Consider the following 14,890-nt stretch of genomic DNA (forward strand, 5'->3'; position numbering starts at 1 on the left):
CTTTTTCGGGAATTATCGGACGCAATTCGACTCCCGTTGTCCGATTGCTTACAGAAAAGTTGTTCTGCCCGTTTTTAAGTGAACGCTGCCCCGAGTGTAGAGCATGGACCCTCGCATTCGTGAGCAAGCAAAAGTCATCGTAGAGCACTCCACGGGCGTCGAACGAGGCGACAACGTCGTGGTGAACGGGTCGCCGGAATCCGAGGACCTCGTCGTCGCCATCGCCAAGTTGTGCGGCGAAATCGGTGCGACAGTGCAATCGAAGATGTCCTCAGAGCGGGCGACGCGAGCGTACATGCGGGCTATAGACGAGGACGACATCGACCTCAACGAGATGGCACTCGCCGAAATCGAGGCCGCGGACGTGTTCATCGCCATTCGTGGACAGGGGAACGTAAACGAACAAAGCGACGTCTCGCCCCAGAAGAACCAGAAGAAAGCGGCAGAAAACCGCGACCTGCAGGAAGCATATCTGGAGAAACGCTGGAACCTCACCCAGTACCCGACGAAGGGTGGCGCACAGAAGGCAGAGATGAGCACCGACGCCTACGAGGACTTCGTCTGGAGCGCGGTCAACAAGGACTGGACCGCCGTCGAAGAACACCAGGCTCAACTCGTCGAAATCCTCGACGGTGCGGACGAAGTACACATCAAATCCGGCGACACGACGGACGTGTCCATGTCCATCGCGGGCAACCACGTCATCAACGACTGGGGCGAGCACAACATGCCCGGCGGCGAGGTGTTCACCGCGCCCGTCCCCGATTCGGTCGAGGGCGAAGTCCTCTTCGACAAACCGGTGATGGTGCAAGGACGCGAAATCAACGGCGCGTGGCTCAAATTCGAAGGCGGCGAAGTCGTGGAGTTCTCCGCCGAGAAGAACGAGGAGATGCTCGAAGCCCTGCTCGAAACCGACGACGGCGCACGTCGCCTCGGCGAGTTAGGGATTGGCATGAACCGTGACATCGACCAGTTCACGTACAACATGCTGTTCGACGAGAAGATGGGCGACACCGTCCACATGGCCGTCGGCCGCGCCTACGACGACACCGTCGGCGAGGGCAACGAGCGCAACGACTCCGTCGTCCACACGGACATGATTGTAGACATGAGCGAAGACTCGTTCATCAAGGTTGACGGCGAAGTCGTCCAGCGCAACGGCACGTTCCGGTTCGAAGACGGCTTCGAAGGGTAATCGACAGGTTTCACTTTTACTTTCACTCCACCCGTGGCCGTCGCTTAATGAGCGTCCGGGTGCAGGTTTCGTATGGACCCCCGCATCAGAACGCACGCAGAAGTCATCGTCTCGCATGCCACCGAAATCGAGCGCGGCGACAACGTCATCGTGAGCGGAACGCCGGAATCCGAAGACCTCGTCGTCGCCATCGCCGAGTTGTGCGGCAAGCGCGGTGCGACGACCGTCACCCGACTGGCGAGTTATCGCGCCCAGCGAGCGTACAAGCGGGCCATCGACCAGGCGGACATCGTCGAAGACGAGATGACGCGCGCCCAGTTCGAGGCGGCGGACGTACTGATTCTGATTCGCGCGCCCGGGAACGTCTTCGAACAGAGCGACGTGCCCACCGAGGTGACTCAGCGAAAGGCGCAGGCCGACGCGGCGGTGCGTGAGGCGTACCTCGACACCCGCTGGGTGCTCACGCAGTATCCCACGAAGGCGAGTGCACAGCAGGCAGAGATGGCGACTGCGGCGTACGAGGAGTTCGTCTGGAACGCCGTGAACCGCGACTGGGAGGCCCAGCGCGAGCGCCAGGAGAAGGTGGCCGAAGTGTTGGAGGTGGGCGAGACGGTCCGTATCCGGGCAGGCGAGGAAACGGACCTCACCATGTCGATTGCGGGGAACCACGCGCTCAACGACCACGGGAAGAACAACCTCCCGGGCGGTGAGGTGGCCACGGTTCCCGTCCCCGACAGTGTCGAGGGGCGCGTCCGGTTCGATTTTCCCGTGCTCGTCCACGACCGCGAGGTGGAGGGGGCGTGGCTCGAATTCGAGGGCGGTGACGTCGTCGCTCACGGCGCGGCGAAGAACGCAGCCGCCCTCGCCTCGCTGCTCGAAACCGACGACGGGGCGCGACGGGTCGGCGAACTCGGTATCGGCATGAACCGCGGTATCGACTGCTTTACCGGGAACATGCTCTTCGACGAGAAGATGGGCGGGACCGTCCATCTCGCGGTGGGCCACGCGCTTGCGGAATGCGTCGGCGCGGAAATCGAGTACAACGATTCGGTGGTTCACACCGACATGCTGGTGGACATGCGAGAGGACTCGTTAATCAAAGTCGATGGACAGGTCGTCCAGCGAGATGGGAACTTCCGGTTCGAGAACTGAGACCTATCCTTTTGCTCCGCCGCCGCCTTCTGTCGGTATGGACGCGAAACGAGTGGGGATACTCGGCAGCGGGGACGTCGGACAGGCGCTCGGCCGTGGGTTCGTAAAACACGGCTTCGAGGTCAAACTTGGAACGCGTAGCCCGGAGAAACTCGCCGAATGGGTCGAAGACGTGGGCGACAGCGGGTCGGTTGGGTCGTTCGCGGACGCCGCCGAATTCGGCGACATCGTGGTGCTCGCGTTGAACGGGAAGGGCGCGGAGAACGCCCTCGACCTCGCCGGGCCGGCGCACTTCGCGGGCAAACTCGTCCTCGACGCGACGAACCCGCTCGATTTCTCAGAGGGAATGCCCCCGCACCTCTTCACTGGGGCACAGGATTCACTCGGCGAGCGAATTCAGGCAAAACTCCCCGACGCGCACGTCGTGAAGTGCTTCAACACGGTCACGAACTCGCAGATGATAGACCCCGTGTTCGAGGCCGAAACGCCGCCGATGCTCATCTGCGGGAACGACGAGGCGGCGAAAGCAGAAACCGACGCGTTGCTTTCGGAACTCGGCTGGCCGGGGGCGTTCGACATGGGCGACATCAAATCGGCGCGGTATCTGGAGGCACTCGTGCCCCTCTGGGTGCGGGCGGGGGGAACGCTCAACACGTACAAACACGCCTTCGCCGTGATCAAGTAGTCGTCTCCTTGCTGCCTAACCCAGCGCGTAGAGCCAGCCGTCGTTGAGCGCGACGTAGAGCCGGTCGTGGGCGGGCACGAGCGTCACGCGGAGCGGGGCGTCGAACCGCTCGCGAAGGGGGAGTTCGCGCGTCCACCGCGTCGAGCCGTCTACGATTGCCGTGAGCAGGCCCGATTCGGTCGCGAGCGTGACCGTCTCGTCTGCGGCGATGAGCGGCGAGGTGACGCTTCCAGAGAGCAGCGAACGCCACGAGAGGTCGCCGTCGTCGGCGTGGAGTCCGGTCACCCGGCCGCGTTCGTCTGCGACGGCGACGGTTTCGCCAGCGACACAGGGGCAGGTCAGTTCGACAGTCTCCCCGAGGGTGTGTTCCCAAACGACGTTGCTGTCCACGTCGAACGCGCTCAGGCCGCTCGCGGTGGTCGCGTACACCCGCGAGTCGGTGGCGACCGGCGGCTGGGTGAGCGGCGATTCGAGCCGTCTACGCCAGCGAATCTCGCCGGTTTTCGCCTCGAGTGCGAGCAACTCCCCGCCGTCGTTTACGAACACCGAGTCGCCGACGACGGTGGGTCGCGGGCCCTCGTTTCGGGCGACCACGCTCTTTCCCCACAGGAGTTCCCCGTCGTGGTTGAACGACCGAATCCCCCCGTCGGGTGCGGCAGTGAGGACGAAGATGCGGTTTTCGGTGACGACGGGCGGACCGCGGGCGGCGGCGTTGAGGAGTCTGCTCCACAGCACCTCGCCCGACTCGGTGTCGAACTTCGCGAGAGCAGGACCCGCCGGTCCGGTGGCGGTCGCGACGAGCGCGTCGTCCGCGACGGCGAGGCCGGCAACCGTGCGGTGGGTGAAGTCGTACGACCAGCGGTGGTCTCCGTCGCGGGCCGCGAACGCCGTCACACGCGAGTGAGCACCAGTGAACACGGACGTTTCGTCAGTGACCACGGAGACCGAAACCGGCCCGACGACGTGCGGGGAGAGGTCACGGTTCCAGGCCTCGGCCTGATTTTGGAGCGGTTCGGTCGTCGGGTTCCGGCCGGTTCCCGATGCGTCGAACCCCGCCATGGGCCACGGTGCGGTGGCGGTGAACTCTGCGATCGGGTCGGGTGGCGGCGTCGTCGTTCGTCCGCCAACGCACCCACCGAGTACCGCGCTACCCACCAAAGAGAGAAACCCCCGACGTTGCATTGCTGACACCTTCCCGTTTCGTTCAGTAATAGGTGTTGAAATGTCAAAGACCGATTTCACTGAAAGTGAGGTGTGTTACCACTCGTCTTCGAGCAGGCCGTAGTACAACATGTCCACGAACTGGCCGTCGTCGTAATCTTCGTCACGGTGGGTGCCCTCGTGGGTGAAGCCGAGATTCTCCCAGATGCGCTGGGAGGCAGGGTTCGTCTCCAAGACGCGGGCCTGAATGCGATGGAGGCGCTGTTCGTCGAACGCGAAGTCGACGATGCAGCGGGCGGCGGCGGTGCCGTAGCCGTTGCCGTGGAACTCGGGGTCCACCCAGATGGCGAGCTCGCCGTGGCCCTCTCGGCGGGCAACTTTGAACAGCGTAATCATTCCCACTGGAGTGTGGTCCTCGGGCGTGCAGATGAGGAGGTGGAAGTCGTCTTCCTCCTTCGTGATGACCTCCTCGAAATAGCGGCGCGTCTCGGTCATCGTCCGCGGAATCGAGGACGTGAGTGGGCGGCGCACCGCCGGATTGTTGATGTTGCGATTCAGGAACGGCAAGTCGTCTTCGTCGACGGCACAGAGGACCACGCCGTCGCCGTACAGAAACGGGTCGCCAGGCATATCGAACGATTGACGAGACCGGTGAAAGCCGTTACGAGATTTGCCGTCATTTCCGAGAACCCTTTTAGCATTCCTCACCCACGTCCGCACATGGACCTCACTCATCGCCCACGCCGGTTGCGAACCGACGGCGTGCGCCCGCTCGTCCGCGAAACTGAGCTTTCTGCGAGCGACCTCATCACGCCCGTGTTCGTCGATGCGACCATCGACGAGCGCGTCTCGATTCAGTCGATGCCCGGCCACGAGCGCGTGCCGATAGACCACGTCGTAAGCCGCGTCGAGGAGGTACGCGAAACGGGCGTCCAAGCCGTCATGCTGTTCGGTATCCCCGAGTCGAAAGACCCCCAGGGCTCTCGCGCCTGGGCCGAAGACGGCGTGATTCAGGAAGCCACCCGGCGGATTACCGCCGAGACGGACGCCTACGTCATGACCGACATCTGTCTCTGTGAGTACACCGACCACGGCCACTGTGGCCCCCTCGAAGACGGCGCGCCGGACCACCAGCACATGACGGTGGACAACGACGCGACCCTACCCCTGTTACAGAAAATCGCCGTCTCGCACGCCGAGGCCGGCGCGGAGATGGTCGCGCCGAGTGGGATGATGGACGGGATGGTCGGCGCGATTCGCCAGGGATTGGACGAGGCCGGGCACTCGGACGTGGCCATCATGGCTTACTCGGCGAAGTACAAGAGCGCCTTCTACGGGCCGTTTCGCGACGCTGCCGATGGCGCACCCTCCTTCGGCGACCGGCGACACTACCAGATGGACCCCGCGAACAAGCGCGAGGCACTGCGCGAGGCGCGACTGGACGCAGACGAGGGCGCAGACGTGTTGATGGTGAAGCCCGCGCTCCCCTATCTCGACATCGTGACGGACCTGCGCCGCGAGTTCGACCATCCGATTGCCGCCTACAACGTGAGTGGCGAGTACGCGATGCTCCACGCCGCCGCCGAGAAGGGCTGGCTGAATCTCGAAGAAGTGGCCTACGAATCGCTCCTGTCGGTAAAGCGGGCGGGCGCGGACCTGATTCTCACCTACTTCGCCGAAGACCTCGCAGACCGTCTCTGAACGCGCAGGCCGGATTTTGGGGCGAACCCTATACGAGAGCGGTTGACATACGTCACGAAATAAACGTGGCGAACGTCCAGAATCTGGACAGAGTACAACCTATTACAGATAATATTATCACCAATTTTGTACGATTGGCCATAATATTCAATTATAAGTTTCGTTTGTCAACCTATCGTTTTTTATAGTAGGTTATCATCCCACTTATCCGTGAAATTGGATTCGATTCGTGCGGATTACCGCGCAAATGTGGACAAACGGCCAAATGAGGGGGCAAATGCTGTGGAGGTGTGGCAATGAGCGACCTCGAAGTGCTGGTCGAGGGCATCAACATGATGTGGGTGCTCATCGTCACCTTCCTCATCTTCTTCATGCACGCGGGATTCGCGATGCTGGAGGCAGGGCAGGTACGGGCAAAGAACGTCGCAAACCAGTTGACGAAGAACCTTCTCACCTGGTCGATTGGCGTGAGCGTCTTCTTCCTCGTGGGAGCGGGCGTCTCGGCCTTCGTGGGTGGGTTGACGGGTGGCGGCTCCTTCGCCGTCGGAGACATCTTCGCGACTCCCGGGCTCGATTCGACGGGCTGGGTGTACTGGCTGTTCGGCGCGGTGTTCGCCATGACCGCCGCGACCATCGTGAGCGGGGCCGTCGCCGGGCGGGCACGCCTTCGCACCTACCTCGCGTACACGGTGTTGCTCTCTGCGGTCATCTACCCGGTCGTCACGGGCCTGACCTGGGACGGCGGGTTCCTGGACACCCTGGGATTCTCTGACTTCGCCGGCGGCATGATCGTCCACGGCATGGGCGGTATCGCCGGCCTCACCGCCGCGTGGGTCATCGGCCCCCGCATGTCGCGGTACAACGAAGATGGGTCGGTGAACGTCATCCCTGGCCACTCGCTCGTATTCGCGGTACTCGGGACGCTCATCCTCGCCTTCGGCTGGTACGGCTTCAACGTCGGAACAGCCGCGACGGTCCTCACCGTCGAAGACGGCGCGCTCGCCCTCGGTGACTTCGCCTACGTCGGGCGCGTGGCGGTCATCACCACCCTCGGCATGGCTGCGGGTGCGATGGGTGCCGGCCTCGCCTCGATGTACAAGACGGGCAAAGTCGACACACTCTACGTCGCCAACGGCCTGCTCGCCGGCCTCGTCGGCGTCACGGCCATCGCGGACGGCATCACCTGGTGGGGCGGCCTCGCGGTTGGCCTGCTCGCCGGGATTCAGCTGCCAATCGTCTTCGAATTCGTCGAGAAGCGGCTCAAAATCGACGACGTGTGTGCGGTGTTCCCCGTCCACGGCTCTGCCGGGATTCTCGGAACCATCGCGCTGCCGTTTGTCGCCGTCGGCGGCTTCTCGATGGACCAACTGGTCGCGCAGGTCGTCGGCGTCGTCGTCATCGGCAGCTGGACCGTCGCCGCGACGATGGCAGTGTTCGGCGTCGCGAGAGCCTTCGGCCAGGCGCGCGTCTCGCCGGAACACGAACGCGAAGGACTGGACATCTCCGAACACGGCGTCGAGACGTACCCCGAATTCAACATCGGGGACGAACCGATGCTCACCGACGGTGGGGTGACCCCCGCCGGCAACAGCGGCATCAAACTGGTCATGGCCATCATCCGCCCTGACCGCCTCGCGGAAGTGAAGAAAGCACTCGCAGAAATCGGAGCCCCGAGTCTTACCGTCACGAACGTGAGCGGACGGGGCAGCCAGCCCGCGAAGAAGAGCCAGTGGCGCGGTGAAGAGTACACGGTCGACCTCCACCAGAAGGTGAAAATCGAGTGCGTCGTCGCAGACGTGCCCGCCGCGGAGGTCGTCGAAGCGATTCGCAACGCCGCGAACACGGGCGAACCGGGCGACGGGAAAATCTTCGTTATCCCCGTGGAGGACGCACTGCAGGTGCGGACCGGCAACAGCGGCATGGGTGCGGTCTAAGACAGCACTTCGCTTTTTTCGAGGTGGCGGTTCGACGATACGTCAGCCAAAACAGATAACTCGGTCGTCAAGCATGGACGAGTAGTGACAGAAACCCCTCCCCGATGGCAATTCCTCTTCGTCGTCGGTACTCGTCCTGAAATCATCAAGATGGCCCCGGTCATTCGGGCAGCCGAGGAAAACGACGCAGTAGCGCTGACCGTTTGCCACACAAACCAGCATTACGACGCAGAGTTGAGTGCTGTATTCTTCGAGAACCTCGGCCTTCCGCAGCCAGCCGAGAATCTGGGTGTGGGTAGCGGTGGACACGCCGACCAGACAGCAACCGGACTCACCGAGATTGACGCTCTCATCGACGCATACGAACCCGACGTCGTCCTCGCACAGGGAGACACGAACGCCGTTCTCGCCGCTGCGCTCGCGGCGAGCAAGCGCAAGCCGCTTTTCGCCCACATCGAAGCGGGGATTCGAAGCGACGACCAGGAGATGCCAGAGGAGGTAAACCGCGAGATTGCAGATGACGTTTCCGACCTGCTGTTCGCACCTACAGCGACGGCGCGTGACAATCTGCACGCAGAAGGCATCGACGAAGGCGTGTTCGTGACCGGGAACACAGTAGTCGATGCCTGCCAGAACAACGTGCAAATCGCCGCCCGTGAATCGACAATTTTCGACGACCTCGACCTCGAAGAACCCTACGCCGTCGCCACGATTCACCGACCGCGAAACACCGATACTGAAGCGCGCCTCCGGACCATCCTCGACGCGCTCGACGGTGTGGACTTTCCTGTCCTGCTCCCGGCCCATCCACGCGTCGCAGAGAAAATCGAGGCGTGGGACGAGGGTCCAAAGCGGTCGCTCACGGTCATCGAACCACTCGACTACCTCGACTTTCTCAAACTCCTCTCGAACGCCCGCGTCGTCGTCACCGACTCCGGTGGCGTTCAGGAAGAAGCCTCGATTCTCGAAGTGCCGTGTCTCACCGTCCGGCCAAACACCGAACGCCCAGAAACCGTCGAAGCAGGCGTGAACGAACTGCTGACTCCCGCTGAAGTCCGTCCGCGGCTGAGCGCAGTCTTCAGCGACGCGGCGACGAGAGCGTCGATGCAGGGACACACTGACATCTACGGCGATGGCACGGCAGGTGAGCAAATCGTCGCCCACATCTGTTCGGCGCTAAGCGCGTCCGCTTCGCCGAGATAGTTATACCACACCGAGAAAAACAGAGAGACAACTCCCCAATGCACATCTGCATGGTTCTCGCGCACACGTACCCACCAGACGTGCGTATCGAGAAAGAGGTCAAGTCGCTCCGCACAGCAGGGCACACCGTCTCGTTGCTCTGTCGAGGGAGTCTCGATGCGCCGACGCGAGAACACCTCGATGGCATGCACGTCGTCCGAATCGAAGAAGAATCAATCCGCGAAAAGACCCGACGTCTGTCGAGTGCGGCCGTAAACTTGCTCGCGAACGTCCATCCACTCTGGGTGCGCGAGCTCGAAGCACTGGTCGAGGAAACAGACGCAGACGCCATCCACGTCCACGACCTCCCGCTCGTCCGCGAGGGAGTCGTGGTCGGTGAACGCACCGGCATCCCCGTCGTCGCAGACCTCCACGAGAACTATCCGGAGGCAATCAGACTGTGGCGCGAACCGCACTCACTCGCCACCGTGCTCGACGACCCCGAATTCGCCATCCACTGGGCGCTCAAGCCCGTCTCGCGCTACAAGCGCATCGAACGTCGCTGTGTGAAGGCCGCAGACCGAGTCGTGACCGTCACCGAAGAGGCGGCGACGCACTACCACCACGACTGTGCCCTCTCGCCGTTTCGGTCCACCGTCGTCTCGAACACGGTGAACCTGGACCGATTTACTGGTGAAGCTGACCCGATTGCAGGCTACGAAGACGACTTCGTCATCAGTTACGTCGGCACGTTCGGGACGCATCGGGGATTGACGACGGCCGTGAAAGCGATGGCCGACATCGTCGCCGAGGTACCGAACGCGCGCCTCCTACTCGTCGGCGCAGGGTCCGAACCGTACGAACGGCAACTGCGCGACCTCGCGAGTGAGTACGGCGTCGAAGCCCACGTGACGTTCGCTGGTTGGGTCGACTTCGACGAATTCCCCGCCTACATGGCGGCGAGCGATGTGTGTCTGGTTCCGCACGTCTCGACGCCCCACACGAACACCACCATCCCACACAAACTCTTCCAGTACATGGCAATGTGCAAGCCAGTCATCGTCACCGACCTCCCGCCGCTCTCCCGGGTGGTGACAGACACCGACGTTGGCCACGTAATCGAACCAGAAAACGAAACCGACCTCGCCGAGGCAGCAATCGACCTCGCGACGAACCCAGAGACAGCCGCCCAACTGGGGGAAAATGGTCGACAGGCAGTCGAAGACCGCTACAACTGGGAGCACGACGGCCAGAAACTCGTGGCGATGTACGAGTCGCTCGTCGAGAGCGAGTAATCAGACCGTCCCGTCACCGAGCACGGAGACGCTGAAGCCGGCCTGTTGCCAGCGTTTTCGGTCGATAACGTCACGGGTATCCACGACGGTTTTCGTCGCCATTTTCGAGGCGAACGATTCTGGGTCGAGCGTCGCAAACTCGCTGTGGTCGGTGACCACGACGATGCAGTCACTCCCGTTGACTGCCGAGTCGAGTGACTCTGGGTCGACCGCGAATTCTGTGACGAACGGGTCGTAAACTCGTACCTCGTAACCGAGGCTCTCCATGAGTTCGACTAGCTGGTTGGCTGGTGTCTTTCGCGTGTCTTCGACGTCTGCCTTGTAGGCCACGCCAAACAGCGTAATCGTGGCCTTGCGGTCGTCGCAGAGCGCGCTTCGAATCGTGCGGATGACGTGGCCCGCCATCGAGTTGTTCACCTCGCGAGCGAGCGAGATGAGGCGATCGTGGGTCGCATGCTGAGAGAGGAACTGCGGGTCCACTGGGATACAGTGACCGCCGACGCCCGGGCCAGGGTGGTGGACGTTCACCCGCGGATGCTCGTTTGCGAGACTCGTCGCTTCGTGGACGTCGAGCTCGAACTCCTCTGCGATGAGCGCGAACTCGTTCGCGAGGGCGATGTTCACGTCGCGGAACGTGTTCTCCATGAGTTTTACAAACTCGGCGGTTCGGGGCGTCGTGGTTCGAATAGCCCCCTCGACGAACGACTCGTAAAAGGCGACGGCGTGGGCGACCGACGACTCGTCGACGCCACCGACGACACGGTTGTTCTGTGTGATTTCGGTGAGCGTGTCGCCCGGACTCGCCCGTTCCGGGCAATAGGCGAGGTGGAAGTCGCCGACTGAGAGGCCGCTCTCTTCGAGAATCGGCGCGATGAGGCGCTCTGTCGTTCCTGGTGGAACCGTCGATTCGAGGATGACGAGGTCCCCCGCATCCAGCGTCGGGACGAGCATCTCTGCGGCCGCCCGGATGTAACTCATGTCTGCGATGCCGCTCTCCGTACGGACGGGCGTCGGCGTGACGATGACGTAGATGTCTGCGTCGGGAACCGTCGTTTGGGCGGCGAACTGGCCGTTGACCCGGTCGAACAGGTCGTCCATCCCCGGTTCCTCGATTGGCAGGTCGCCTGCGTTGAGCGCGTCGACGTGGTCTTGGTCGATATCGACACCAATCACGTCGTGTGAGTTCGCCGCGAGCAGCGCCGTCGGAAGGCCGACGTGACCGAGGCCGAGGACGCAGACTTGCTGTTCGGTGGCCACCGCTTGCTGGCTCATTTGAACTGGCCGTCTCCGTCGAGGAGGTTGGTGAGCGCCATGACGTAGGAACCGACCTCGTAGGCGCCCTTGTACATCTGGTCGGGCACGTCCATCCGGCCGTCTCGGGTCATGAACCGCAATGGGACGCCGAGACCGCTCAGTTCGACGAGGTCCTCACCGTGAACGTTGTCGCCGAAAATCCACGCCATCGCCTGGCCGACCTCGCGGTCGTAGTCGGTCTCGCCGCCGGCGGCGTAGTAGTGGGAGACGGCGTTCACGAAGAACGTCTGGTGGCATTCGTAGAGGAAATCCCAATGTGGCGGCCGCCGGTCGAAAAAGTCGATGACGAACTCCGTCCAACCGCGAATCGGCTGGCTCACGTCTTCCCAGATGAACGCGCCGTCGGCCTGCATGCGCTCGTCGATGGTGTGGTCGAGGACGAGTTCGAGGCTGTCGAGGTAGCCCGTCTTCCCGGTCACCTCGATGGCGCGAGCCATCCCCCAGATGGTGTACATCTGGTTCTGGTGGCGGCGCGTCGTGCCGTTTTCGAACTGGAACGTTCCCGACGGTGGGTCGAGGCGTTCGTTGATTTTCCAGAGCGCGTCTTCGATTGCTGCGAGCACGTCTTCGTCGCCCGTCTGCTCGTAGAGGTACGACCACCCGTAGGCGAGCAGACTGTCCTCTGCGTGGGAGAAGTCGAACGCCTCGCGAGAGTACTCGAACAGAGTGCGCGCCATCTCGGTATAGTCCTCCTCGAACACCGAGTCGGCGAGCGCGTAACTCAGGATGAGTGGGCCGATGCCGTAACTCGGCATTCCGATTCGGCCCGGGTCGTCTGCGAGTTTGTCCTCGAAGTAGGCGAGTTCGTCGCGGAGTTGCTCGTCGAATTGGTCGGTGCCGAGTTCCGAGACGCGCCACTGCATCGACCCCATGAGGGCGAACGGTGCGTAGCGCCACTGGATGGTGTCGTCACGCGTCCACGAGAGGTCGGACGGGTCGCTTACGGCGTGTTCGCCGGTGTCGATGGAGTAGTCGAGCCCACGGATGAACTTCGACTCGTGTTCGTCCCAGAAACCGTTCTCCTCGGCCGGCCGGAACAGGCACTCGAGGGCAGTGTCGAGCGAGTCGTCGTACTCCATCGGTTTTGCCCCGAGGACGAGATAGGCTGCCTCGTTCCACCGGTCACGTTCGGTGAGTTCCTCCGTGACGCGCCACGAAAAGTCCACGAACGGTTCTTGCATCGTGTTCGGGAGCGACTTCACGATGCGGTGGATGCGGTCTGGATACTGGAACACGAGGTCATAGTCGACGAGTTGCCAGTCCGGCGCGATGATGTCGAGTGCCTCTTCTGGTTCGTAGTAGCGAAACCGATTGCGCCCACGTGTGGCGTACGGAGAGCGCGGCGTCGGCACAGAGAACGAAAAGAGCCCGTCTGGTTCGAGCACTCGATTGACCTCTGCGGTGAGGTGGTCGATATCGAGGAATTTCCAGTCGTACGGGCCAATCGACACGGCCGCGTCGAAGTGATTGTCCGGGAACGGGAGGTCCGGTTTTTCGGGGTCCGCCACTTCGTACTGGCCGACCTTCTCGCCGAGGATGTCTCGGGCGTGGTCGATGGCGTCGGCTGAAAAGTCCACGCGGGCGACTTCCTCTGCTTGTAATCCGGCGGTGACGTTCGACTCGGAGGCGATATCGAGCACTCGCGTTCGCTCACCGAGTTGCTCCCACGCGTTCAGTCGCTCTGCATCCCTGAGATACTGGATTTCCGGACTCGCCGGCGGTTGCTTGACCCACCGCTGGAGGACTTTGTCTCGCATTCGTTTCGACAGTGGCGTCGCGAACCGTAAGTGTCACGGCCGATACTACTTCAAACCGTCACCAGAATCGCGCAATAAATTGACGACGGGTCAGCGGTAGCCGAGGTCTTCGAGTCGGTCGAGGACGGCGTCGTCCATCTGGTTTGTCGGTTCCCTCTCGACCACGGAAACGGCGTCGAGCGAGGTTCCGAACTCGGCTGTCGCCCACGAAGGCACCGTTGTGTCGGTACGCGCAGCCTGCCAACACGGATTGGTGTGGTCGAGTTTCACCGCACGCTGTGTCCCGAGGCTGTCCCACTCGTACTTCGTCTCGCCGTCGTAGACGCAGCGGATACGCCGGGTCCAGTACTCGGGGTCGGTCTCCCGAAGAGGGTCGTTTCCGGGCGTCATGGCGAGCACCTCCGCCGGGATGCGGTCTGCGGTCACGTCGGGCGTCTCGCCGTTCGCGAGGCCCGCGAGGAGGCGACGGAGTTCGCGATGGGAGACGTAGTCCGTCTCGGCGGGGTCGTAGCCGTCTGGCGGGTTGATGACGAGCAGTGGGACGTGCAACACGCCCTCGGTGAGACTCGTGATGTGTCCGAGGTGGCCGTCGTCTTCAGGGCGGGCGAGATTCTCGCCGTGGTCTGCGGTGATGACAACGGTCGTCTCACGGTCTGTGGCCGCGAGCAGGTCGGTGACGAACTCGTCGACCGCTTCGTCGAGGTAGGAAATCGACGCGCCGTAGAGGTCGCGATACCAGCCGAGTTGCTGGTCGATTTCGGTCGAGGGGTCGACGGCATCCCACGTCTGGAGTGGGCGAGACGACCAGCCAGTTGGCACGTCGTAGCTGTCGCGGTCGTACTGCCACGTATCGCGGTGCGGTTCGTGACCCTCCATGAAGTTCACGAACAGAAAATAGGGGTCGTCGGTGCGCGCGACGAGGTCGAGTGCCGCCCGTCGAGCGGACACGGCCCCGTCGTCGAAGAATGCGGGGAAGGAAGCGAGCGGGCCGTTGCGAGAGAGATGTTGGAGTTGCGCAGCGATTGTGTTCACGAAACTCTTTCCCGTCTCGGGGTGAGAAAGACAGGCGCGAAGGATAGCGGAATATCGTGACAGTCCCGAGTCTGTTTCCTCTGAGATGAACGTAGAGGCGTCGAGGGCGTCGGGATAGCGGTGGTCGCGGGCGATGTCCACGAATTCGTCGAAGATGACGTCGAATCCATAGTTCGACCCGGCGTAGATGTTCGAACTCACGCCCAGAAATCGGTGGTCTGGAAGGTCGTCGCGAATGGTTTCGCGGTCGGTGAGCGCGTCGAGTCGCGGGTTCTTCGCGTGGATTCCGTGTTCAGATGGCAGTTCGCCCGTAACCATGCTCGCGTGACTCGGGACGCTCCAGCAACTCGCCGCCCGACACTGCTCGAAGGTGACGTCTGCCCGGTCTCTGAGCCGCGTGGCAAAGCGGTCGAAAAAGTCCTTTCTGACGGTGTCGAGACAGAGCAGGACGACGTTTCGTGTCATTCAGCTACTCAGCGAAA

General features: G+C 62.5%; 12 protein-coding genes. 7 read left to right on the forward strand and 5 right to left on the reverse strand.

What is annotated here, in order from left to right:
- The first annotated feature begins 103 nt into the window (after positions 1-103).
- The 3 genes from P0648_RS01255 (at position 104) to P0648_RS01265 (ending at position 3,032) form a co-directional block, all read left to right on the forward strand.
- The gene (locus tag P0648_RS01255; protein WP_277504952.1) at positions 104-1,195 is read left to right on the forward strand and encodes an aminopeptidase; all 1,092 of its coding nucleotides are present in this window, start codon (positions 104-106) and stop codon (positions 1,193-1,195) included.
- A gap of 72 nt (positions 1,196-1,267) precedes the next feature.
- A complete protein-coding gene (locus tag P0648_RS01260) occupies positions 1,268-2,347 on the forward strand; it encodes an aminopeptidase (RefSeq protein ID WP_276274680.1) in 1,080 nt (359 codons plus the stop codon).
- Positions 2,348-2,384: 37 nt separating this feature from the next.
- On the forward strand, positions 2,385-3,032 hold the full coding sequence (locus P0648_RS01265; RefSeq protein ID WP_276246056.1) for an NADPH-dependent F420 reductase: 648 nt from the start codon (positions 2,385-2,387) through the stop codon (positions 3,030-3,032).
- Positions 3,033-3,047: 15 nt separating this feature from the next.
- On the opposite strand, the gene P0648_RS01270 is transcribed toward P0648_RS01265, so the two are convergent.
- Positions 3,048-4,214 (reverse strand): PQQ-binding-like beta-propeller repeat protein, encoded by a 1,167-nt coding sequence (locus P0648_RS01270; RefSeq protein ID WP_277504955.1) that lies wholly within the window; start codon positions 4,212-4,214, stop codon positions 3,048-3,050.
- A 75-nt stretch (positions 4,215-4,289) separates the two neighbouring features.
- A complete protein-coding gene (locus P0648_RS01275; protein ID WP_277504956.1) occupies positions 4,290-4,823 on the reverse strand; it encodes a GNAT family N-acetyltransferase in 534 nt (177 codons plus the stop codon).
- A 90-nt stretch (positions 4,824-4,913) separates the two neighbouring features.
- Between P0648_RS01275 and hemB the strand changes: the two genes are divergently transcribed.
- The 4 genes from hemB (at position 4,914) to P0648_RS01295 (ending at position 10,305) form a co-directional block, all read left to right on the forward strand.
- A complete protein-coding gene (hemB, locus tag P0648_RS01280) occupies positions 4,914-5,894 on the forward strand; it encodes a porphobilinogen synthase (RefSeq protein ID WP_276246053.1) in 981 nt (326 codons plus the stop codon).
- Positions 5,895-6,190: 296 nt separating this feature from the next.
- The gene (locus tag P0648_RS01285) at positions 6,191-7,828 is read left to right on the forward strand and encodes an ammonium transporter (protein WP_276246052.1); all 1,638 of its coding nucleotides are present in this window, start codon (positions 6,191-6,193) and stop codon (positions 7,826-7,828) included.
- Positions 7,829-7,912: 84 nt separating this feature from the next.
- On the forward strand, positions 7,913-9,031 hold the full coding sequence (wecB, locus tag P0648_RS01290; protein WP_276246051.1) for a non-hydrolyzing UDP-N-acetylglucosamine 2-epimerase: 1,119 nt from the start codon (positions 7,913-7,915) through the stop codon (positions 9,029-9,031).
- A gap of 38 nt (positions 9,032-9,069) precedes the next feature.
- Complete coding sequence (locus tag P0648_RS01295) at positions 9,070-10,305, forward strand: glycosyltransferase family 4 protein (protein WP_276246050.1); 1,236 nt, start codon at positions 9,070-9,072, stop codon at positions 10,303-10,305.
- On the opposite strand, the gene P0648_RS01300 is transcribed toward P0648_RS01295, so the two are convergent.
- The 3 genes from P0648_RS01300 to P0648_RS01310 form a co-directional block, all read right to left on the reverse strand.
- On the reverse strand, positions 10,306-11,577 hold the full coding sequence (locus P0648_RS01300) for a nucleotide sugar dehydrogenase (RefSeq protein ID WP_276246049.1): 1,272 nt from the start codon (positions 11,575-11,577) through the stop codon (positions 10,306-10,308). It lies immediately after the preceding gene.
- Positions 11,574-13,376, reverse strand: coding sequence for a class I SAM-dependent methyltransferase (locus P0648_RS01305; protein WP_276246048.1), 1,803 nt, complete (start codon positions 13,374-13,376; stop codon positions 11,574-11,576). Before P0648_RS01305 ends, P0648_RS01300 begins: the two co-directional genes overlap by 4 nt.
- A 90-nt stretch (positions 13,377-13,466) precedes the next feature.
- Positions 13,467-14,873, reverse strand: a complete 1,407-nt coding sequence (locus tag P0648_RS01310) for a sulfatase-like hydrolase/transferase (protein ID WP_276246047.1) — start codon at positions 14,871-14,873, stop codon at positions 13,467-13,469.
- Between the last annotated feature and the right edge of the window lie 17 nt (positions 14,874-14,890).

This window comes from Haladaptatus sp. DYSN1 (genome assembly GCF_029489995.1).
In the GTDB taxonomy this organism is placed as follows: Archaea; Halobacteriota; Halobacteria; order Halobacteriales; family Halococcaceae; genus QDMS2.